20 protein-coding genes are annotated in these 20,296 nt (G+C 54.2%); 15 read left to right on the top strand and 5 right to left on the bottom strand.

Translation table 11 applies throughout. From position 1 onward, the window contains the following. Positions 1 to 162 precede the first annotated feature (162 nt). The 5 genes from CAF77_RS17530 (at position 163) to CAF77_RS17510 (ending at position 4,900) form a co-directional block, all read left to right on the top strand. Positions 163 to 813: a DedA family protein gene (locus CAF77_RS17530; RefSeq protein WP_064382196.1), complete on the top strand. Its 651-nt coding sequence runs from the start codon at positions 163 to 165 to the stop codon at positions 811 to 813. A 4-nt stretch (positions 814 to 817) separates the two neighbouring features. Next, a complete protein-coding gene (locus tag CAF77_RS17525) occupies positions 818 to 1,630 on the top strand; it encodes a zinc-dependent peptidase (protein WP_085654977.1) in 813 nt (270 codons plus the stop codon). Between the two features lie 114 nt (positions 1,631 to 1,744). Then, a complete protein-coding gene (ppa, locus tag CAF77_RS17520; RefSeq protein ID WP_007933577.1) occupies positions 1,745 to 2,272 on the top strand; it encodes an inorganic diphosphatase in 528 nt (175 codons plus the stop codon). 214 nt (positions 2,273 to 2,486) lie between these two features. Then, the gene (locus CAF77_RS17515; protein WP_064382198.1) at positions 2,487 to 3,224 is read left to right on the top strand and encodes a helix-turn-helix transcriptional regulator; all 738 of its coding nucleotides are present in this window, start codon (positions 2,487 to 2,489) and stop codon (positions 3,222 to 3,224) included. A 470-nt stretch (positions 3,225 to 3,694) separates the two neighbouring features. Continuing rightward, positions 3,695 to 4,900, top strand: a complete 1,206-nt coding sequence (locus tag CAF77_RS17510) for an integrase arm-type DNA-binding domain-containing protein (RefSeq protein WP_085654975.1) — start codon at positions 3,695 to 3,697, stop codon at positions 4,898 to 4,900. Between the two features lie 253 nt (positions 4,901 to 5,153). Here the strand turns inward: CAF77_RS17510 and CAF77_RS29055 are convergent, their stop codons facing one another. Genes CAF77_RS29055 through CAF77_RS17500 form a run of 3 tightly spaced genes read right to left on the bottom strand, consistent with a single transcriptional unit; the run spans position 5,154 to position 7,564 of the window. Continuing rightward, the gene (locus CAF77_RS29055; RefSeq protein WP_139831608.1) at positions 5,154 to 5,858 is read right to left on the bottom strand and encodes a hypothetical protein; all 705 of its coding nucleotides are present in this window, start codon (positions 5,856 to 5,858) and stop codon (positions 5,154 to 5,156) included. A gap of 15 nt (positions 5,859 to 5,873) precedes the next feature. Continuing rightward, positions 5,874 to 7,340: a YfjI family protein gene (locus tag CAF77_RS17505; protein ID WP_085654973.1), complete on the bottom strand. Its 1,467-nt coding sequence runs from the start codon at positions 7,338 to 7,340 to the stop codon at positions 5,874 to 5,876. After that, positions 7,340 to 7,564: an AlpA family transcriptional regulator gene (locus CAF77_RS17500; RefSeq protein ID WP_085654971.1), complete on the bottom strand. Its 225-nt coding sequence runs from the start codon at positions 7,562 to 7,564 to the stop codon at positions 7,340 to 7,342. Before CAF77_RS17500 ends, CAF77_RS17505 begins: the two co-directional genes overlap by 1 nt. Before the next feature lie 285 nt (positions 7,565 to 7,849). Between CAF77_RS17500 and CAF77_RS17495 the strand changes: the two genes are divergently transcribed. The 5 genes from CAF77_RS17495 to CAF77_RS17475 all read left to right on the top strand — a co-directional run bounded on the left by CAF77_RS17495 (position 7,850) and on the right by CAF77_RS17475 (position 11,547). Next, complete coding sequence (locus CAF77_RS17495; RefSeq protein ID WP_085654969.1) at positions 7,850 to 8,179, top strand: hypothetical protein; 330 nt, start codon at positions 7,850 to 7,852, stop codon at positions 8,177 to 8,179. Between the two features lie 89 nt (positions 8,180 to 8,268). Continuing rightward, on the top strand, positions 8,269 to 9,237 hold the full coding sequence (locus CAF77_RS17490; RefSeq protein WP_085654967.1) for a DUF932 domain-containing protein: 969 nt from the start codon (positions 8,269 to 8,271) through the stop codon (positions 9,235 to 9,237). 73 nt (positions 9,238 to 9,310) lie between these two features. After that, positions 9,311 to 10,315, top strand: a complete 1,005-nt coding sequence (locus CAF77_RS17485; RefSeq protein WP_085654965.1) for a YqaJ viral recombinase family protein — start codon at positions 9,311 to 9,313, stop codon at positions 10,313 to 10,315. Between the two features lie 87 nt (positions 10,316 to 10,402). Beyond that, positions 10,403 to 11,299 (top strand): hydrolase or metal-binding protein, encoded by an 897-nt coding sequence (locus CAF77_RS17480; protein ID WP_085654963.1) that lies wholly within the window; start codon positions 10,403 to 10,405, stop codon positions 11,297 to 11,299. A 41-nt stretch (positions 11,300 to 11,340) separates the two neighbouring features. Then, positions 11,341 to 11,547, top strand: a complete 207-nt coding sequence (locus CAF77_RS17475) for a hypothetical protein (protein ID WP_085654961.1) — start codon at positions 11,341 to 11,343, stop codon at positions 11,545 to 11,547. 373 nt (positions 11,548 to 11,920) lie between these two features. Here the strand turns inward: CAF77_RS17475 and CAF77_RS17465 are convergent, their stop codons facing one another. Then, the gene (locus CAF77_RS17465; RefSeq protein WP_085654957.1) at positions 11,921 to 12,268 is read right to left on the bottom strand and encodes a helix-turn-helix domain-containing protein; all 348 of its coding nucleotides are present in this window, start codon (positions 12,266 to 12,268) and stop codon (positions 11,921 to 11,923) included. A 139-nt stretch (positions 12,269 to 12,407) separates the two neighbouring features. On the opposite strand from CAF77_RS17465, the gene CAF77_RS17460 reads away from it, so the two are divergent. Next, on the top strand, positions 12,408 to 12,761 hold the full coding sequence (locus CAF77_RS17460; protein ID WP_085654955.1) for a hypothetical protein: 354 nt from the start codon (positions 12,408 to 12,410) through the stop codon (positions 12,759 to 12,761). A gap of 104 nt (positions 12,762 to 12,865) precedes the next feature. Next, positions 12,866 to 13,654 (top strand): hypothetical protein, encoded by a 789-nt coding sequence (locus CAF77_RS17455; protein WP_085654953.1) that lies wholly within the window; start codon positions 12,866 to 12,868, stop codon positions 13,652 to 13,654. Positions 13,655 to 13,791: 137 nt separating this feature from the next. Here CAF77_RS17455 and CAF77_RS17450 read toward each other — a convergent pair whose 3' ends face one another. Next, a complete protein-coding gene (locus CAF77_RS17450) occupies positions 13,792 to 14,493 on the bottom strand; it encodes an inovirus Gp2 family protein (protein ID WP_085654951.1) in 702 nt (233 codons plus the stop codon). Between the two features lie 699 nt (positions 14,494 to 15,192). On the opposite strand from CAF77_RS17450, the gene CAF77_RS17445 reads away from it, so the two are divergent. From CAF77_RS17445 to CAF77_RS17435, 3 genes are read left to right on the top strand one after another with little or no spacing between them, the layout of a single operon-like run. Next, on the top strand, positions 15,193 to 16,116 hold the full coding sequence (locus CAF77_RS17445; RefSeq protein WP_085654949.1) for a DUF4007 family protein: 924 nt from the start codon (positions 15,193 to 15,195) through the stop codon (positions 16,114 to 16,116). Beyond that, positions 16,076 to 19,438: an ATP-binding protein gene (locus tag CAF77_RS29370; RefSeq protein ID WP_256576162.1), complete on the top strand. Its 3,363-nt coding sequence runs from the start codon at positions 16,076 to 16,078 to the stop codon at positions 19,436 to 19,438. Before CAF77_RS17445 ends, CAF77_RS29370 begins: the two co-directional genes overlap by 41 nt. Then, positions 19,431 to 20,273 carry a phosphoadenosine phosphosulfate reductase family protein gene (locus CAF77_RS17435; protein ID WP_085654945.1) on the top strand — a complete coding sequence of 281 codons (843 nt, stop codon included), beginning with the start codon at positions 19,431 to 19,433 and terminating at the stop codon, positions 20,271 to 20,273. Before CAF77_RS29370 ends, CAF77_RS17435 begins: the two co-directional genes overlap by 8 nt. Positions 20,274 to 20,296 lie beyond the last annotated feature (23 nt).

The following is a 20,296-nucleotide window of genomic DNA, read 5'->3' as shown; positions in this document are numbered from 1 at the left end:
TTCACACCGACATCCCCCGCTACAAAACCAACGCGCTTTTCACCCCTCAGCCCGTATAATCCCGATCTTTCCGGCTTGTAAGAAAAACTACACCCGCTTGTAGGCTTACACGAAGTCATCCGCACAGGCCTGCCGAGTCAGGCCGTCACCACAGGTGCCTCCATGGATTTCAACCCGCTCGACCTTATCCTGCATCTCGACGTTTACCTCGACCTGCTGGTGAATAATTACGGGCCATGGATCTACGCCATCCTGTTTCTGGTGATCTTCTGCGAGACCGGTCTGGTCGTGATGCCATTCCTGCCGGGTGACTCCCTGCTGTTCATCGCCGGCGCAGTGGCTGCGGGCGGCGGTATGGATCCGGTATTGCTGGCGGGCCTGCTGATGCTCGCGGCGATCCTCGGCGACAGCACCAACTACGTGATCGGACGAACGGCCGGTGAAAAACTGTTCAGCAATCCGAATTCGAAGATCTTCCGCCGCGACTATCTGCAACAGACCCACGACTTTTACGACAAGCACGGTGGCAAGACTGTAACCCTGGCGCGCTTCCTGCCGATCATCCGGACCTTTGCCCCGTTCGTCGCCGGTGTCGCGAAGATGCCTTACCCGCGCTTCTTCGGGTTCAGCGTGTTCGGTACGGTTCTGTGGGTCGGCGGTCTGGTGACGCTGGGGTACTTCTTCGGCAACGTGCCGTTCATCAAGAAAAACCTGTCGCTGCTGGTGGTCGGCATCATTCTGCTGTCGCTGATTCCGATGATCATCGGCGTGGTTCGCAGCCGTTTCGGCGGCGCCAAAGCCCAATCGCACTAAGCCGATGTGGTCGCTGAGCGCCTGGCGCCGCCGGCGCATTCTGGCGAAGCACCCGATTGCCGACGATATGTGGCAGCGGGTGCGCCATCACCTGAGTTTTCTCGATGGCATCACTGCCGCTGAAGACCAGTGGCTGCGCGAAGCCAGCGTGCTGTTCCTCGAAGACAAACACCTGACCGCACTGCCCGGCGTCGAACTGCATCAGGAACAACGCCTGCTGCTCGCTGCCCAGGCCCAATTGCCGCTTTTGCATCTGGGCGATCTGAACTGGTATCAGGGTTTCCACGAAATTGTCCTCTACCCCGACGACTTCCTCAGTCCCCAACGCCATCGCGATGCCAGTGGCGTCGAGCATGAGTGGGACGGCGAACACAGTGGCGAAGCCTGGCAACAAGGGCCGATCATCCTCGCCTGGCCGGGCGTGATGGCCAGTGGTGGCTGGGAAGGATACAACCTGGTGATCCACGAACTGGCGCACAAACTCGACATGCTCAACGGCGACGCCAATGGCCTGCCACCGCTGCACGCCGACATGCGGGTCAGCGACTGGGCCGAGGTGATGCAGGCGGCGTACGACGACCTCAATCGCCAGCTCGACCGCCATCCTGATGCCGAAACCGCCATCGACCCGTATGCCGCCGAGAACCCGGCCGAATTCTTCGCCGTCACCAGTGAGTACTTCTTCAGCGCTCCGGATCTGCTGCACGAGGCTTATCCACAGGTGTATGCGCAGTTGCAGCTTTTCTACCGCCAGGATCCGTTGGCGCGCCTGAAGCAACTTCAGACCACCGACCCGGTCTATCAGGCTCACGAGTAAAGGTCTGCACGACTTCCGGTACGTGGCGTCCACGGCAGAATATGCCTATAATCGCCGCCACTTTTTGGTCAATCCGGCCAAGTGTTTTTGGTCAACTAACGGGGGCAACGCCCAATGAGCTACAGCAAGATTCCGGCTGGCAAAGACCTGCCGAACGACATCTACGTCGCGATCGAGATCCCGGCCAACCACGCGCCGATCAAATACGAAATCGACAAAGACAGCGATTGCCTGTTCGTTGACCGTTTCATGGCCACCCCGATGTTCTACCCGGCCAACTACGGTTACATCCCGAACACCCTGGCTGACGACGGTGACCCCCTCGACGTGCTGGTCGTAACCCCTTACCCGGTGGCGCCAGGCTCGGTGATCCGCGCGCGTCCGGTCGGCATCCTGAACATGACCGACGACGGCGGCGGCGATGCCAAAGTCATCGCCGTTCCACACGACAAGCTGTCCCAGTTGTACGTGGACGTGAAGGAATACACCGACCTGCCAGCCCTGCTGATCCAGCAGATCGAGCACTTCTTCGCGAACTACAAAGATCTCGAAAAAGGCAAATGGGTGAAAATCGAAGGCTGGGACGGCGCAGACGCCGCCCGCGCCGCGATCACCAAGTCGGTTGCTGCGTACAAAGGCTAAGCCTCGCGACACGCTTGAAGAAAACCCCGGTTGATCCGGGGTTTTTTGTGCCTGCTCGCCAGGCTCTTAAACAGCTTGTTTATGGCGGCCTACAGAAAAGTTTTAGTGTGTGTAATTTCCCACAAGTCCGTCTTACATCCCGTCGCAAAATTCGCCCTGTTTTTGAACGCAAGGTTTATTCAAACCGCTCTAGCCCGGCCGTAGACTCGTGTTTATGAGAAAGAACACTAGCGGTCCAAGATTCAAGGCACTCCTGGAAGCTGCGAACATCTCGACGACGGGTTTCGCAAAGTTCTGGGGCACGGAAGCCCAAAACGTTCATAACTGGTACACCCGGGGCGTACCGGCGTATCGCATGGAAGAGGTCGCTCGCCTGCTGTCCGTCAACAGCCAATGGCTGAAGACCGGCGAAGGCCCGAAGGAGGCCCCGCACCTGCATGCAGCCGGTACCACGCTGGATGCCCAAGCGATCCAGGGTGTCTATACGGTGATCGAATCCAGCGACATCGAACTGCCCCTCTACAAGGAAACACCGACCGCCCCCGGCTCCGGCAAGACCCACGTCATCAAGGACCCGGAACAAACCATCCGCCTGCCCCGCAGCCACCTCGAAGCCCTGGAAATCCGCCCCACCGACGCCATCTGCACACACATGATCGGCAACAGCATGGCCGAGAAAATCGAAGACGGCTCCACCCTCGCCATTGACCGAGGCCTGACCCAAGTGGTGGACGGCGAAATCTACGCCATCGAACACGACGGCATGCTGCGCATCAAATACCTGCACCGCATGCCCGGCAACGCCTTGCGCCTGCGCAGCCACAACAGCGCCGAATACCCGGACGAGATCTTCCGGGCCTCGCAGATCGAAGAGCAGAGGATTCATGTGCTGGGGTGGGTGTTCTGGTGGTCGACACTGGGCAAGCGGCGGCCGGTGGTGCCGTTTCTCTGATCTTGCGGGAGTCAGACTGCTAGTGATGAGGCCCGGATAGTCGGTACAAATACGTTTTTTTGCCGGATAGAACGCTCTATCCCGCACTTCGCACTGGGAATCCCCAACAAAACTCAGTATCCTGCGCCCCACATTCGCGCATCGACCCGCCAAGCGGCCCAGATGACGCCTGACGCGGCAGACCACTGTCTGACCAAGTCCCACAGCCGGACGCAAGATCCGGATGTACGTTTTGAAGGCTGGCGCGGTTTACCAAAAATAAACCAAGCCAGTCCCCGAGAAGCCGGCCACAAGCCGGCTTTTTAATTGTCCGAAATAATCCTATCCCATCCGAGAATCTTCCTGATAGCGTAGCTATTCCGGGGGCTTTAAGCATTCCCCTGTCCGATGGCGTTCAAAGCCATTCGATCTCATCCGACGATGAAGTGGGGGGACAGGTGGGGGGACAAAACGGCGACAGGGGAAATCTAATGGGTAAGCTGAATCCGAAACAAGTCGAAAACCTGACCGAACCCGGCACCTATGAAGATGGTGATGGGCTTCGCTTGGTCGTCAAACCTACTGGGCGTAAATCCTGGCTGCTTCGCTTCCAACTGGCGGGCCGTCGTAGAGAGATGGGTCTGGGCTCATTCCCTGAGGTGAGTCTCAAGAAGGCGAGACAAGACGCCAGCGCTAAACGCAGCCAACTGAGTGATGGCATTGATCCCCTAGCAGCCAGGGACATAGAGCGCGCCGCTCAACGGGAAGCCCAGCGTGCAAGTGAAGCCAAGCAGATGAAGTTCGAGGCTCTGGCAGCAGAATACCGCGATGCTCACGGCTCGGCTTGGTCGGAGAAATGGCGTAAGGGATGGCTGCGAAAGCTAGAGCTGTATGCGTTTGATCACATAGGCAAGCTGTCAGCCGAAGACATCGGCACTCCCGAAGTGCTTAAGGTGTTGCAACCCATCTGGGCCACCAAGACTAGAACCGCTGACGAGGTGCGTGGGCAAATAGAACAGATCCTGGACGCGGCCAAGGCACGCAATCTGCGACAGGGTGAGAACCCTGCTCGCTGGCGCGGGCACTTAGACAATCTGTTGAGCCGCTCTGAAAAGAGGAAAGCTCGGAAGCGTGAGCACTTTGAAGCATTGCGCTGGCAGGAAGTGCCGGAACTGATGATAAAGCTCAGGGCAAATTCCACTCCCCCGTCCTGGGCCGCTCAACTGCTGATCATGACCAGCGCACGCGCCCACATGGTTAGATTCGCTCGTTGGGATGAGTTTGATCTAGAGGCTGGAACTTGGTCCCTGCCAGACGAGCGAATGAAGATGCGAGTAGCTTTCGTAATTCCGCTTGCCAAGGAAGTCGTAGAGCTGGTGAAGAGTATCCCGCGAGATGAGGGAAGTCCCTTTCTCTTCCCTGGCCAAGGCAAGACAGGGGTAATGCACGCAAACGCTATACGAACCCTACTGCATGCCATGGGTTATGAGCACATCACTCGTCATGGGTTTCGGTCTTCATTTCGTGATTGGGCCGGTGAATGCACCCATTACCCACGGGAGGTGTGTGAACTGGCGCTAGCACATGACGAGCGTGATCAGACTGAAGGTGCATACTCTCGCTCGGACTTTCTGGATAAGAGGCGCTTACTTATGAATGACTGGAGCATATTTACAACCCCTCCGCCAACGACCTGAATATAAAGTTTATCCAGAGGTCGCCGCCTCGAAATATACAATCAGCGCACAAAGCAAGGCGCCTCAAGGCGGCAAAACCCACCGAGTGACACATTGCAGATGCCGCTCTAAATCATGAGATGAGAAAACTTTTAATCTCTAGGGAGACAGACAAAATCGAGAAAAGCTATCAAAGCTTGGCGAACCAAATACTTCTATAAATTCATGCCGACTCAGGGCCGGCATCAAGAATCCATCTTTACACTTCAGATAGCTAGGGCTCAACACGAAACACTTCAGCGCAATTAGGACAAGATACATCTCGCCCCTTTAACGCATGTCGAAAATAGTGATCTCGAACCTTACCTTTCCTCTCTATACTCGTAACAATAAATTCATAAACATCAAAATTTAATGAGATCCAATTCCTGTCCACATATTCTGAAAGCGCCTTGGAAAGCGTATTAGCGGCCTCAACATAACTACGCCACGGACTGGCCGGCCTAGGCACTAACAATTCAGCTAACATTTCATAAATGTCTTCTCTTATCTTTTTTCCAACCTTAGCCCCCAAAAGCCTTCCATTATAAGCCAAATTCACTACAGACATAAAATTCTGCATCCCATCGAATCTACCAATCTCTAATGCGGATCTCATTGCAAGTATTGCCGAAGCGTCAGGACGCCCCTCCGTAAGCCTTGACACTGCCGCTTCATAATAAAGAACCGCATAGAAAAATCTCTCTTTCAACTCTACCGTACCACGAGCATCACCCTCCCTCAGCCAACATTTCAAAATATCCCTCTCAGAAACAACCCCCTGCTTTTCCACAAATCGAGAAACATGCTTTCTAAAAAGATGGAACGATTCCTTTGGCCAATATTTTCTAAGCGAAAACCGCAACATCGCTCGCAACTTTGACAGCGCAACATAAGCCCCTGCACCCTCAACTTCCGCAACTGAATTGTACGCACTCATAAAACCTCAGCCATTTCAATTAAGAATCACAACTCCTTTTTTACCTTCCTGCACTAGGCGAATCAGCCCATCACAGGCAAGCTTTTCGTATATATCCTCCAGCCTATCTGAATTTCTAAGTCTATTTGGACAATGACGTCTAATATAGGTTCTATCAACGCGCCGCTCACCTTTTTTATCATAATTCGACCTAATCCAAGCGTGGAGCTCACTTGCATCATTCTCTAGCATGGTATCAGGGCTGAATACTTTATTAAACTGACGTGAAAACCAATAACCAAGCTCAATTGACGCCCGCATCGTCGTCTCAGAAACATCCCCCTCGCGCCCCTCAAATATATGAAATATAGCAGCCAACCTGATCATATTTTCTGCAAGCTTTGATGCATGATCTGGCGCCCACCCATAAATCCCATCTTCCGAAATTTCTTTTTCTATCTGATTGCGCGTAGTGTTCCAGATCTCACTAGCGCGTTCCGACAATCGAATCGCTTTTCGAGTACACTTGCCAAATCGACGACCATCAACATACTCTTTCAGAAGAGCAACTGCCTTATCTCCAAACCTCTCGCAAGCGTCCCATCGCTCTTCAGATCCGTCTGTAATTCTAGAACCTTGAGTGGACTTAGGCCGGCAAAATAAAAAACGAGAAGTAAGACCCGTACCTCTTGCAGCATCTCCCTTGATCTCGTTGAATGACTCAAAAACACTAGGCTGAATCATTAAGCAAAGGACAAGTCTTGCATCGAGCACCTGATAGGACTCACTTGAAACACGCCCCACCCGCACACCATCCCCACTCCAGACTGAATTGATTTTATCGAAATGTTGAAATGCTCCTCCTTTCAGAATCCCTGACGCCTCGCTGGAGATCCATCCTGCCGACGACAAACCACTATTCATAGTTTTAAACAAAGCCTGAACTGTCACATCATCATTGAGAAACAACAAGTTCAATGGTGGACTTGGCTCTTTATCTTGATGCTCACAGACCAGCCTAGCAACTTCTTCCGTGTCCTCACCTCGTTTCACGCACCTTCTTAAATTAGATTTATGTGCCTTTAAAATCTCGAACCAAACAGCATGCAAAGATTTATACTTAGTCAACTCAAGACCGCGCTCAACAAGGATCGCTTCTTGATATTTAAATACACTTGCGGACAACGCACGAAGCGTCGGTGATTTTCCACTCCCAGAGCCGGCGATTGCCATGATAGCAAGCGACAACGGGTAAACATTACCTAGAGGAGACCTAACGTCATATAGACCCTGACAAGCTAATGACATCACCGCCAACGCAGAGCAAACAGCCAGTTCCCTCGGGGATTTTATGTTCCTCTGCACCTCACCAACTGCTTCAGAAAAAACTTCGAACGGTAAATCCGGAACAGTATCCGGTGCAATATGTTTATTTGATGCCTCCTTTGGTCCCGGTGAAGTCCTATTCCATGACGGCTGCCGCGCCGGCCTCTCACCATGCATCAGCGTCCCTCCTGTTTTTTCAATTCAATAAATGCTCTTATCTCCCGCAGATCCCATCCGACTGAGAAACTACCGATCTTGAACGGCTTAGGAAAATCCGAATCAAACCACTTTGATCCTGGTTTAATTCGCTCATATATAGTCGACCGACTGAGCCCCAGCATGACCTGAAGCCGATTAATGCGGATTACGCGAAGTTCATCCTCAAAACTATCTATTTTCATAAGGCCCTCCCTCAGACGCCTCAACGGTATCTGGTAGGTGAAATAGAAACAGCCAAACCACTAAACAGATATTATTTTTAGCGGTTGCCTTGACATGACTGAGATTTCTAGAGTGACGACCCACAACATTTTTTCTAACCAACAGCCCTCCGCTACCTGCTAAAGCTGCTACCGCTGTAGCAAAAGTAGCGGCCGTAGGGGCGTCCACCCTGCATGAAAATTCCATTCGTTATTTTTTCGGCCACACATAACTTTCCTGACTACATCATCAAGGAGGTTAGCCCCATGTCATTGCAGTGCCCTCGCTGTCATTCCCCCAAAGTCGCTTCTTTCCATCACGCCATGAAAGTCGGCGCGGCCATCGGTACCGTTGGCGGTGTTGCTCGTGGCGTCAGTGCGGCACTGGCTGGCGGGCAGGCTGGTGCGCTGATTGGCACTATCGCTGGGCCTGTCGGTATCACCCTCGGGTCAGTGTCAGGTGCCATTCTCGGCGGCTTAGCCGGCGGTGTTGGCGGCTGCGCACTGGGCGCCCAACTGGGTGAATCGCTGGATCGCCACGTTCTGGCCCACAACCTCTGCCTGCTCTGCGGCCACCGCTTCAATCTGCCTGCTTAATCCATCACCTCACTCTCATTTATGACGTCCGGATGCTGCTGCGCGATGCGCAGCCTTTATGCCGGCGCGCACCCAAAGGAATCACCACCATGGCTCATCTCGTCGAAACTATGGCCTACGCTGGCGCAACTCCCTGGCACGGCCTGGGCAATCAGCTCACTCAGAAACAACCCATCGAAGTTTGGCAACGCGAAGCCGGGATGGACTGGGCGATCCAAGAAAGCCCGGTGCACTTCAAAGCATCACTGGCCGGTCACCTAGGCTCCATCCATTCATTCCCGGAACAAAAGGTGCTGTACCGCTCCGACACCAAAGCACCACTGTCGGTGGTCTCACAGCGCTACCACACCGTGCAGCCGCGTGAGGTGCTGGAGTTCTACCGTGATCTTACAGAGGTCTCTGGATACGAGCTGGAGACTGCGGGGGTACTCAAGGGCGGTCGCAAGTTCTGGGCGTTGGCGCGTACTGGTCAAGGCGCAGCCTTGAAGGGTAACGATCAGGTCAACGGCTACCTGCTGCTGGCCACATCCTGCGACGGCACCTTGGCCACGACAGCAACACCCACGACCGTGCGCGTGGTCTGCAACAACACCCTGACCATAGCCCTGGACGGCTCATCTCGTGCAATCAAGGTGCCCCACAATACCCGCTTCGATCCGAAGTCAGTGAAGAAGCAACTCGGCATAGCCGTCTCCGGTTGGGACGAGTTTATGTATCGCATGCGCCATCTCGCTGAACGCAAGGTCCAGTGGCCTGAAGCTCTTAGCTACTTCATGAACGTGCTATGCGAGGTAAATCCGAGCAATCAACTGCCAGAGCAACTACCCAACGAACGCGCCCTGCGCAAGGTGCAGGAGCTGTACGAGGGCCGTGGTCGGGGCAGCCAGTTGGACTCAGCACGCGGCACCGCCTGGGGCTTGCTCAATGCGGTGACCGCGTACGTCGATCACGAGCGCCGCGCCCGTAGCAATGAGTACCGCATGGACTCGGCCTGGTTTGGTCAAGGTGCGCAGATCAAGCAACGCGCCCTGGATGCAGCCTTGCGTCTCGCCGCTTAACCCTTCTCGTCATTCGCCACGCCCGGTCAGCCTTGTGCTGGTCGGGCTTTTTTATGCCTGCAAGGTGAACACGATGAAAGCAACCTCACTGAATAGCAGTACCCGTAAACCTCGCCCTGCCCTTCGCCTGGTCAGCACCAAGGAACTGCCGCGCGAGGACTGGCTCGCAGTGCGTAAACAAGGCATCGGTAGCTCCGACGCAGGCGCTGCGGTGGGCCTCAACCCGTACAAGTCGCAGTTAGAGCTATGGCTTGAAAAGACCGGTCGCGATGCCACGCTACCGAAACTAGATCCTCATGATGAGGAAAGTCCAGCCTATTGGGGCAATGTACTGGAGCCCATCGTCGCTTGGCACTACAGCAAACGCACCGGTAAAAAAGTGCGGCGGATTAACGCCGTGCTGCAGCATCCAAACCCCGAACTGCCCTGGATGCTGGCCAACATCGACCGCGAGGTGATTGGCGCCGACGATGTGCAGATCCTCGAATGCAAGACTGCCGGCATAAATGGGGCACGCCTCTGGAAGGAAGGCGTGCCCGAGTATGTGCAGCTCCAAGTGATGCACCAACTCGCCGTCACCGGCAAGCTGGCAGCGGATGTGGCAGTGCTGCTGGGCGGTCAACACCTGGAGGTCCACCGCATTGAGCGTGACGAGCAGATGATCGCTCGTCTGATCGAACTGGAGCGCAAGTTCTGGACCTACGTGGAAACCGACACCCCACCACCGGCCGATGGTAGCGCGTCGGCCGAGGTAGCTTTGCGTTGCTTGTACCCAGAAGACAACGGCCAGACCGTCGATTTCAGCGGTCACGCCGGTTTAGCAGCGGCCTACCTGGAGCTCAAGGCCGTGCGCCAGTCCATCGGTGAGAAGGAAACGCGCGAGGCCCAGCTCAAGCAGATGTTGCTACAGGCTATGGGCGACGCTACCCGAGCGGAGTTTTCCAGCGGTTACATCAGCTGGAAGAAATCCAAGGGTAGCACCGTGCTCGATCTCGAACGCCTGTTGCAAGAGAAACCTCACCTGCAGGTTCGCTACGCCAAGACCAAGGAAGGCAGTCGCCGCTTCCTACTCAACTGACTCCGTTATCTCACACCTCCCTCCCCTTGGCCGGTCCACGCAGTTCGCGCTGCGTGGCTGGCCATTTTCCTTTTTAGGAGAACCATCATGTTGAAAGGATTAGCCCTGACGCCCCCTGTGCTCGGGCGCATCTCTATCGGCAAAGTCGTTGAGAGAAATGGCAAGCGCCTGCCGGAGAAAGATGATCAGTTCACCATCACGTCCCAAGTACAAAGCAGAGATGGCTGGCTACTGCACCCACTCAATGACGAACTGCGCCAGAACAAGGAAGACAAGCTGCGCAGCATCCCGGTACGTCTGCTGTTCAACGAACCGGATCTGAACTTCCGCGCCGACTACACCCTGTTCGATCGCCAGTCTGGACGGCCGCTTTGTGTCGGCAACGGGGAGACCTGTAAACGTGTCACGCAGGACGGTATGCAATCACTGTCCTGCCCCTCGCCGGATGCTTGTTCATTAGCCAAAGGCGGAGCTTGCAAGCCCTATGGCAGGTTGAATGTGCTGATCGGTGATGACGATCCGCTAGGCAGTTTCGTGTTCCGCACTACTGGTTTCAACAGCATCCGCACCCTGGCAGTCCGCCTGCACTACTTCCAGGCCATATCGGGTAACCGGTTGGCCTGCCTACCGCTGGAATTGCGCCTGCGTGGCAAGTCGACACGACAGAGTCATGGCACACCGATTTTCTACGTCGACCTGACCGTGCGCGGCGGCATGGATATGGCCGAAGTGCTGCAGTCAGCCAACGAACTTGAGACCCAACGTCAATCAGCGGGATTTGATCAGGTAGCGCTGGATGAGGCGGCACTACGAGGCTTTAGCAACGGCGCTTTTGAGGACAGCGAGGAAGACAGCGGTGCTGTAATTGAAGAGTTGTTTTCAAGCCCGGATGCAACCGCCACCACGGAGCTTTGCAAAGCACCACAAACCAATTCCAACTCACTGGCCGGCAAGCTCGAAGCGCTCGCCTCTCAAACTCACTGACCTCACACCTGCCTGACTTCAGGGAGGCTTGGAGACCCGAAATGATCCTACTGAAATTTCTGCTCTGCCTGTTTGCGTTCATTGGCGCGTTGGCGGCAGCCGGCACGTTGGTCGTAAGCATTGTGTTGATGTTGCGCTTCCCGCCACTGCTGGTCGCCGTGCTACTGGCGTGCTGGATTCTGAATCGCCTGATTAAGGTGTTGAGCGCATCCATCCAGAGCAAACCCACCAAAAACACTGCCACGTAACGGTGGCCAGACAGCGCATAGCCACACTCACCCATTAGGAGAATGAACGATGAGCAGACAGTGTCTGATCTGCGACTCGCAAGCCGTCCTCACCCTGGAGGCCGCAAAGGGCATCGCCTTGCTGATCAGCCTGGCCGATGGAGTAGTACGGGGAGCTCAGAACACGCATGAGAGCCCGCAGGACCGTCCCAGATACAACTCACTACTGAGCGGGCTGGCCGCTATCGTTCCTGCCTACCCGTCAGCACTGCGAGTCGCTGACGATATCGGAAAGTATCAATTCTCGGGGTTCGATTGCTTATGCCTGCGTTGCGGCGCGCTATTCGACGAGGAGGCAGCGGAGCCAGTGCCTCCGCCGCCGTGAAACAACTACTCAGCCACGACCGAGACGCTCAACAAGCCCTTCCACCATACCCATGACGAGCGTACGGTCACTCGTGTCCAGCGTCGACAGCAGATCGTACAGCCGGCGCGCCTGGTCTTCCGGACGTGAACTTCCCTCGGTCAGCAAGTCGGCCGTCTCGCAGCCAAAAATTTCCGATAACTCCACCAAACGCTCGACGTTGGGCATCACGATCCCGCGCTCGATGCGCGACACCGCTTCACTGCCAATCCCAAGCCTCTCGGCGACCTGCTCCTGACTCAGCTTGCAACGAACACGCTGGCGAGCAATTGCTTGGCCCACTAGTTCCGCCAGTTGCTTCGATTCGGTTTTTGACATGCCACCCTCCAGTTCAACCTGGATAGTTGGCGATCAACCTATTGACATGAAGGACCTCTCAAACCGAGACTCACCTCAAAAGGTTGATATTCGACTTTTTCTCTAAATCACCACCTCTTGCAGGGAGCTCAGAAAAACCATGATCGTCGTAACCGGCCTGAATGAAGCACAGATCGAGGGGCTCGTGAAAAGCAAAGCGTCTTTCGAGATCAATGGCCTCAGGGGCAATTTCATGGCAGGTATCAAGCTTGTGGAAACCAAAATTGAAAGCCAGGGACTGAAGTGTCGAGTCAGAAGCGACGTGAAAAGTGCTGTAGTACAAGGCGGCGCACTCGGTGCTGTATTCAGCGTCCTATCCACACCTGCAACGCTGACCGTGGTAACGCTCGGGGCCGTCGCAAGCGTGGGGCACGGTCTAGTTACCTACAACCCTGATTACGAAATTCTCAAGGACTACGTGAATCAGCGGCTCAAGGTCATCTACAAGAAATAATCCCGCTCCCCCCACAACTATCGACCGCGAAGAACCCTGTTGTTTTGCAGGGTTCGTTCATCGCTCATTAATCTCGCACAGAATCAACAAATTGGAGTGAACCCATGAAACGGATCCTCAGCATCCTGCTGCTCATTTTTTGCGCCAACGCTAACGCCTCCGTGGACTATTACGAAGGTAGCGGGCTGTACTTCCCGGACGAGACCTCAACCAAAGGTCTTCCCGAAACGATTCCCTGCGTCATGAAGAAAGCCTTCACCGGTCAGAACGTCCTGAACTGCACCTGGCTGGCGAACGCCCGTCACGTACTCATTTGGGACTCTCAGCGTCGACAGGACGTAAATTACACCAACCAGATCAGCGGTACGTGCCAACGTGGCAAGTGCCGAGTGAGCAACGCGATGGTGGGTGAGTGGAACCAGGACATCCCGTTCCTGATCTCGATCTGGTACCGAATCGGTAGCAGCACGGATGGCAAGCCAGTTGCCTACCGCAACGACGTTTCTCGCCAAGTCTCGTACGCAGAAGCTGGTAGCCAGCTCATGCAGCTCTACATGGATGCCGGCATCCCGGACAATCAGCTCGTTTCGACTTTCGACAAGCGTTACGAAGGTGGCTACGCAGCGTGGCAAGCTCAAAAGGGAAATGCACAAGCGATGGCTCACTCCCCTGCCACGTCGACCCAATCCAAATGGCCAGAAGTCAAAACTGCCTGGTGCAATCCCCGCATGGATGACGACTGCTATATAAACAAAAAGAAGGTACCGGTAGCTGAACTGGGTAAATGGCTTCCCGATGTCGCAGAAGCAAACATTGACCAAATTGGCGGCTACTGTGAAACCATTTTCTGCTTTGACAAAGATGACCAGCCTATCGGCTACCTACTGCAATAATGATCCTAAGCTACATAGCGTATCGGATAAGCCAATCATCTTATCGAGCAGTGAATAAGGGGAGGTGTACGCCTCCCTTTTAATTTTATTTTTTGCCTAGTCGATGAATACGACTGCCTTACGAGCGTCTGCAGACATTACCCCCTGCTGGTATCGAATCCACGCTGACGCCCGCCGTAGGACTTCGTAGCCACCTTGCACAGGTAGCTAGCTCGGTAGAACAGCGATGGAAGCTCATCCTCATCACCACGACGTACAGACCGGCAGATTCGGTATTCAGCATTCTCCGGAATGTGTACCAACCCACTGACCTCAGTGACTGACAGCCCTAACGCACCAGCCCAAGATTCTTCCATACGGCTGATCATGTTCACCCTATCTGAACGCAATCGCCCAACTGTGTAGTAGGCATCGCCATTCATTAGGATCAGTACGTGGTAATGCGGCTTACCCCTCTGACCAATCTCCCTCGACCAGACGTACCGGACCTTGCAGCCACGGGCGTAGCCATCACGTTGACGCACCTTGTTCTGGTGGTACCGAATTTTCTTCGCAAAGGACTCAAAAAATCTACTGATGGCCTGGTTGGTATTGACATAGTCAGGCAGATCAACCCCCTGGGGTAGCCTGAGATCCACTCTAAATGCCAACACCCTCGGATACTCAGCTATAGCCAATTCGATGGTGTGCTTAAGAGCAGATAAGTACTCCTGGATAAAAGGCCCTTTCTCGCACATCACGGGCAGGCTTTCGAAGGCATCGCTGTAATGCAGGTGGAGGTTGGTGTTTTCGGAATGACGAAGCGGGTAGCGGCTGTTGGTAGCAGGATGACTGAACATGATTATGAGTCCTCAGTGGAGAGTTTCATAACCAACGTCTGTGGAGTTTTAATTTACCGATTACCTGCCCTACTGATAAGCCTCGACCGGATGCGTACTGGGGATGCGCTCGGGGTGACGGAGTACTAGCCGGGGCGGGGCCTGCAGCTAGGATCAAGTCGAGGGATATACACTACTGAAAATGTGGGAAGTCCATTGGTAGCAGTAGCTTGTGAAGCATACTACCTGCACCGCAACAGACCACTCTGGTTGGCTCGGGTAAATACGTCTCGCTCACCAAGTCACAACGGCGTTTTTTGCTGACACCGTATTCCGGAGATAAACCAGCCTTCTGTGCCACGCATCTTCAGCGGCCCTCGCCAGCCAACAACACTGACTCGGCCGGCCAAATACGGGCTGCGGTAAATGGGATCGAACCTTCCTCCGATGCGTGAATGTACCTCAAAAAATGCTGGCAGAAGCCTGCATCATTCGCGTTCATCTACCGCAGTCGCAGAGCGCGAAGGGCATGAAACGGGAGTAACAATCCACATGAAATCCGCAACGGCAACAACGCGGCCCCTCCATGAGATTCACACCAAGCTAGGATATTTGCCCACTTTATCGGCGAAGGACCCCGATTGCTGTATATTTAGACAGTGATATCAATTGTGAATGCTCAACTGGAGCTATTCACCAGTTCGGGTTAAGCTGCGACTCATGAAAACTACCTCATCAAAAATCAGTCGAGTCGCCTCTGTTCACTTCTCTGGACACGAAACGTTTCCATTGCGTCAGATGTGGCTCAAAAAAGCCTTCGACCAAGCTAGTGTCGACGGCCTGATTCCAAAGACAACATTTACTACCGAAAGCTCCATTGCCGCTTTCGGAGTAGGTAAGAATATGGTTGCGTCCATTCGGCATTGGGCCTTGGCATCCGGAGTCGTGGAAGACGAAGGCGATACCTTTCGCGTAACGAGCCTCGCCATGGAGATACTGCAGGATGGAGGCCTTGATCCTTACGCGGAGGATCCTGCTACAGCATGGCTTGTTCATTGGCAGCTAGCCGGGCGGCGCCACCGCTCAACAACATGGTATTGGCTATTCAACCATGTAACCGCGCCAACCTTCACACGCCAAGAGCTCGAAGAGCCTCTGACCGAGTACGCTCGTAGCCTCGACCCTAAGCACCGGCTTTCAAGCGCTACTATCTCGCGAGATTTGGAGACATGCTTGCGTAGTTATGCCCCCAGAACCGCAGCCGGTTCGCCCGAAGATTTTGCCGAACCCTTACTCGCTGAACTAGGTCTGCTCCAAGAGGTCCACAAGGGCCAATATGCTTTCCGTCGAGGCCCTAAAGCGTCCCTCCATGACGGTATTTTCACCTATGCGCTCATCGATTTCTGGAATAGAACCGCAGGCAGTCAAAGCTCGCTCGCCTTTGAGACTATTGCCTATGCGGAGGGTTCTCCCGGCCGCGTCTTCAAACTAGACGAAGAATCAATCGCTCAAAGACTGATTTCGTTGGCCGACTTAACCGGAGGCAAGCTTGCTTGGACCGACTCCGCTGGCCTCCGCCAAGTGCACAGGAAAGCGCTATCCAATGAAGATCAAAAAGAAATGGCCAGGCGCGCATATGACTGAGAGAAAAGAGTTAATGCTCTCGGATATTGTTCACATTTCACATCAGTATCAACGATCAATCCGAATAGACGCAGACATTGGTCGCTCCGACGCATTGGATGGGTATATATTCCATGCAACTGCAGCATCCGTCGTAGCTGGAATGTGCAGGCAGCTTACGAGCACAAATCAACGAAGCTTTACATGGACCGGACCGTTCGGCGGCGGCAAGTCCTCACTAGCTACCGCCCTGGCGAGCGCACTCCATCCTGATGAGAGCCTGCGAACGAAGGCTCGCACCGCCCTAAAACTCGACTCGAAACCAGACTTCGACCAAGCCTTTCCTGTCCAAGAGGGGTGGCTAGTTGTTCCTGTGGTTGGCCGGCGTGGCAGTGTTGTAAAAGAGCTGGACGCAGCAATCCGAAAATGCCGAGGCATGAACGCTGACGGTCGAAGCAAGCCCACTCCCCAAAGCGTAATCTCTGATTTGATTGGCGAAACCAAGAACCGTCCAAACGATGGGGTCCTGGTATTTATCGATGAAATGGGTAAGTTTCTGGAGGCATCCGCTCTAGGTTCTGGAGACGACGTCTACTTCTTCCAAGAGCTCGCCGAAGCATCTGCTCGCGCCGATGGCAGACTGGTTGTAATTGGCGTTCTACATCAATCATTCGCGCAATACTCCAACCGACTCGGCATCGAAACCCGGGATGATTGGGGCAAGGTTCAGGGACGATACCTAGACCTTCCCTTTGTAGCTGCAAGCGACGAAGTCGTGGAGCTTATCGGCAGTGCGATCGAAACCAAAAGCCGCCCGGAGTGGGGGCAGGTAGCATCTGATGCGATAGCAGACGCGATCCGATCTCGCCGCCCTGCAGTTGGGAATGATTTTTCTGCCGCCCTAGAACGTTGCTGGCCATTACACCCTGCCATGGCCGCTTTACTGGGCCCAATTTCTAAGCGTCAGTTCGGACAGAACGAGCGTAGCACCTTTGGGTTCCTATCGTCGGTTGAGCCCTATGGCTTCCGCGCTTACCTGGAGTCCACCCCTGCTGACCAAACGTTCTTGTATCGCCCTAGTGACTATTGGGACTACCTGCGCGCAAATCTAGAGCCTGCAATTCTAGCCTCACCTGATGGGCACCGTTGGTCCCAAGCGGTAGAGGCTGTAGAGCGCGCCGAGGCAAAGTCAGGTGATCCACTGCTAGTGGCGATAATCAAAAATATCGCCGTAATTGATCTATTCCGCAACGGCTCGGGACTTTCTGCAGACCTGCCAGTAATCGCGGCCCTCTTCCAGAATGTACCTCGTGAGCAGATTGAGGATGCGCTGAATAAGCTCTCAGCACTCAAGGTCGCCTTATACAAGACTTACACCGGCTCTTGGTCAGTATTCGAGGGCAGCGACTTTGATATCGATGCGGCTATTTCTCAAGCGCTGGCTGCTTCTGCTGGAGTCGATTACTCCAAGCTCTCTCAACTGATGGGAATTCACCCTGTAGTAGCCAAACGACACTACCACGAAACAGGCGCCATGCGTTGGATGGAGCTCTCACTACAGAGCATTGAGCAAGCCGAAAAAATCGCCAAAGCTTATACCCCGCAAAGGGGCGAGTTCGGTCAATTCATACTAGCGCTTCCAGGACGCGATATCTCAGCAAGCGAAGCTCGCAAGCGAGCTCAAGCATGCGCGTATTTGGAGCCATGGCCAGTACTGGTAGGGATCCCATCCAACCACGCCCGCATTGCAGAACTATCAGCTGAATTAGTCGCTCTAGAGCAGGTAAAAGAGCGCCACGAACTCGGAGGTGATCCCGTAGCTCGCCGCGAAGTCTTCGCTCGCTTGGCCGCGACCAAATCTGATCTCGAAGACCAGCTACAAGCAGCTGTTTCACTTTGCAAATGGCATGATGGAGGCGATACGGTCATCGAGCCCGGCACAAAACTCTCGCCGAAGGCTTCTGAGCTTGCCGACGATCTCTATTATGCCTGCCCACCGGTCTGGAGCGAGTTAGTAAATCGCGACGGCCTCTCTAGCAACAGCGTCAAAGCCCGCCGCGATTTACTACATGCAATGATCGACGCCGAGGGCACCGAGCGGTTAGGGATCGAAGGTTTTCCTGCAGAGCGCGGCCTGTTCGAAACGCTGCTCGTGGCATCTGGTGTATACCGTAAAGAAGGTGAGCTTTGGCAGTTCTGCCACCCACCCGAAGCTTTGCACGAAGGACTCTACGAGCTTTGGCAAGTCACGCAAAAGCTCCTCCTAGACGCCAATTCACGAGTAAGCGTGGACTCGATCTACAACCGCTGGCACCTGCCTCCATTTGGCATGAAGCAGGGTATTTTGCCCGTGTTTCTCACTGCATTCTTGCTAGCACATAAAGCCAACATCGCCGTTTACAAAGATGGCATGTTTATCCCGCGACTGAGCGATGCGGATATTGACGAATGCTTGCAAGACCCTAAGCGATTCACTCTCCGTTGGATCACGATTGATGAAGATAAAGTCCAAATCCTGGAGGGTATTTCTTCCCTATTAGAGGAAGTCGGCGAGAAAGCCGGCTCTGCAGATCCACTCGAAGCCGCACGCGGACTAGTGGCATTGATTTTCAGCCTGCCAGATTGGGGGCGGCGTACACAACGCTTAGGTGAAACAGCCAAAGCAATACGCGACATGCTGCTAAAAGCCAATGATCCACATAAAGTTTTGTTCGTCGATTTAGCGTCGCTTCTTGGAGCTGATGACGGCGAGGCCTATGTAGAAGCACTGCGTGCTCCTCTTCATGAAATTGCAGCGGCCTACCCAAGGATGCTGTCCGAGGTCGAAGCCAAGATGCTTCAAGCGCTCGATGCGTCTCTTAACAACTTGGATTCGCTCCGTGAAAGAGCTAAAGCTGTAGCTGGCATCTCCGGCAACTTCAGGCTCGATGCATTCTCTACACGGCTCGCATCTTACGATGGTAGCCGTTCCGCATTGGAGGGCATTCTGAGCTTGGCCGCTGAAAAACCACCACGCGACTGGGTCGACCGCCACATCGACGCGGCGGTGCTTGAGCTTGCCCAATTTTCCCGGCGCTTTCGCGAGGCAGAGGCGTTCGTCACAGTCAAAGACCGTCCAGCACATAGCGAAGCAATCGCAGTTATTATCGGTGCAGGCGCGGAAACCACGACGATATCGAGATCATTCTCGATATCGGAGCGCCACCGTAAAACGGTCGAAGACAAGGCTGCTGAACTCACCTCGATGCTGCAACAGCAAGGCTTTGAAACTGACATCTTACTGGCCATTCTTGCTAAAGCTGGAATGAACCTGGCTAGTGAAAAGGAGCAGATGAATGACTGAACGACACGTGCTGGGTTTATCCGGTGGGAAAGACAGCGCCGCCTTGGCCGTTTGGATGCGTGACCACCGTCCAGAGCTAGACATCGACTATTTCTTTACTGACACCGGTGAAGAGCTTCCCGAAGTCTATGAGTTTCTAGGACGACTCGAAGGCTATTTGGGCAAACCCATCGAGCGACTCAATCCTCGCCGTGACTTTCGCTTTTGGCTGCGTGAATTCAACCACTTCCTTCCCAGTGCGCAGACTCGCTGGTGCACTCGTCAACTCAAATTGGCCCCGTTCGAACAGTGGGTCAAACCATGGCTAGCAGCAGGAGACAAAGTTTTCTCCTATGTAGCAATCCGAGCTGATGAAGAGTATCGCGAAGGCTACTCAGCAAAAGCCGAAAACATGCTTGTGAAATTTCCATTCCGTGAGGCGGGCATTGATAAAGCCGGAGTCGTGGACATACTTGAGTCTTCTGGATTAGGTTATCCGAAATATTACGAATGGCGATCTCGCAGTGGCTGCACATTCTGCTTTTTCCAGCAGAAGATCGAGTGGGTTCGACTCAAGGAGCGACACCCCGAAGACTACGAAAAAGCCAAGGAGTTAGAAAAGGACGCATTAGAACACGGCTCGCCTTTCACTTGGTCTAAAGGCGAATCACTTTGGGATCTAGAAAAGCCAGCACGTATCATCGAAATCAAAGCAGAGTATGAGGTTCGCCGTGCGCGCCTCCGCAGAGCTGTCCCGGTTAATCCCCTACGACCAGTCAAAACAACTCCCGAAGATATAGACGATATCTACGGAGAGGATGAAGGCAATGGCTCATGCTTAATATGCCACAAATAGCGCTGCCCAGCCTTCGACCTCTG

The sequence above is a fragment of the Pseudomonas sp. R15(2017) genome (assembly GCF_002112685.1).
In the GTDB taxonomy this organism is placed as follows: domain Bacteria; phylum Pseudomonadota; class Gammaproteobacteria; order Pseudomonadales; family Pseudomonadaceae; genus Aquipseudomonas; species Aquipseudomonas glycinae.
The sequence above is the reverse complement of the archived record's forward strand: the minus strand, read 5'-3'. Positions and strand labels throughout refer to the sequence as shown.

Bases quoted from the DNA above. Each gene is read 5' to 3' on its own strand.
- CAF77_RS17530 (WP_064382196.1), top strand. From the start codon at position 163: ATGGATTTCAACCCGCTCGACCTTATCCTGCATCTCGACGTTTACCTC.
- CAF77_RS17525 (WP_085654977.1), top strand. From the start codon at position 818: ATGTGGTCGCTGAGCGCCTGGCGCCGCCGGCGCATTCTGGCGAAGCAC.
- ppa (WP_007933577.1), top strand. From the start codon at position 1,745: ATGAGCTACAGCAAGATTCCGGCTGGCAAAGACCTGCCGAACGACATC.
- CAF77_RS17515 (WP_064382198.1), top strand. From the start codon at position 2,487: ATGAGAAAGAACACTAGCGGTCCAAGATTCAAGGCACTCCTGGAAGCT.
- CAF77_RS17510 (WP_085654975.1), top strand. From the start codon at position 3,695: ATGGGTAAGCTGAATCCGAAACAAGTCGAAAACCTGACCGAACCCGGC.
- CAF77_RS29055 (WP_139831608.1), bottom strand. From the start codon at position 5,858: ATGAGTGCGTACAATTCAGTTGCGGAAGTTGAGGGTGCAGGGGCTTAT.
- CAF77_RS17505 (WP_085654973.1), bottom strand. From the start codon at position 7,340: ATGCATGGTGAGAGGCCGGCGCGGCAGCCGTCATGGAATAGGACTTCA.
- CAF77_RS17500 (WP_085654971.1), bottom strand. From the start codon at position 7,564: ATGAAAATAGATAGTTTTGAGGATGAACTTCGCGTAATCCGCATTAAT.
- CAF77_RS17495 (WP_085654969.1), top strand. From the start codon at position 7,850: ATGTCATTGCAGTGCCCTCGCTGTCATTCCCCCAAAGTCGCTTCTTTC.
- CAF77_RS17490 (WP_085654967.1), top strand. From the start codon at position 8,269: ATGGCTCATCTCGTCGAAACTATGGCCTACGCTGGCGCAACTCCCTGG.
- CAF77_RS17485 (WP_085654965.1), top strand. From the start codon at position 9,311: ATGAAAGCAACCTCACTGAATAGCAGTACCCGTAAACCTCGCCCTGCC.
- CAF77_RS17480 (WP_085654963.1), top strand. From the start codon at position 10,403: ATGTTGAAAGGATTAGCCCTGACGCCCCCTGTGCTCGGGCGCATCTCT.
- CAF77_RS17475 (WP_085654961.1), top strand. From the start codon at position 11,341: ATGATCCTACTGAAATTTCTGCTCTGCCTGTTTGCGTTCATTGGCGCG.
- CAF77_RS17465 (WP_085654957.1), bottom strand. From the start codon at position 12,268: ATGTCAAAAACCGAATCGAAGCAACTGGCGGAACTAGTGGGCCAAGCA.
- CAF77_RS17460 (WP_085654955.1), top strand. From the start codon at position 12,408: ATGATCGTCGTAACCGGCCTGAATGAAGCACAGATCGAGGGGCTCGTG.
- CAF77_RS17455 (WP_085654953.1), top strand. From the start codon at position 12,866: ATGAAACGGATCCTCAGCATCCTGCTGCTCATTTTTTGCGCCAACGCT.
- CAF77_RS17450 (WP_085654951.1), bottom strand. From the start codon at position 14,493: ATGTTCAGTCATCCTGCTACCAACAGCCGCTACCCGCTTCGTCATTCC.
- CAF77_RS17445 (WP_085654949.1), top strand. From the start codon at position 15,193: ATGAAAACTACCTCATCAAAAATCAGTCGAGTCGCCTCTGTTCACTTC.
- CAF77_RS29370 (WP_256576162.1), top strand. From the start codon at position 16,076: ATGAAGATCAAAAAGAAATGGCCAGGCGCGCATATGACTGAGAGAAAA.
- CAF77_RS17435 (WP_085654945.1), top strand. From the start codon at position 19,431: ATGACTGAACGACACGTGCTGGGTTTATCCGGTGGGAAAGACAGCGCC.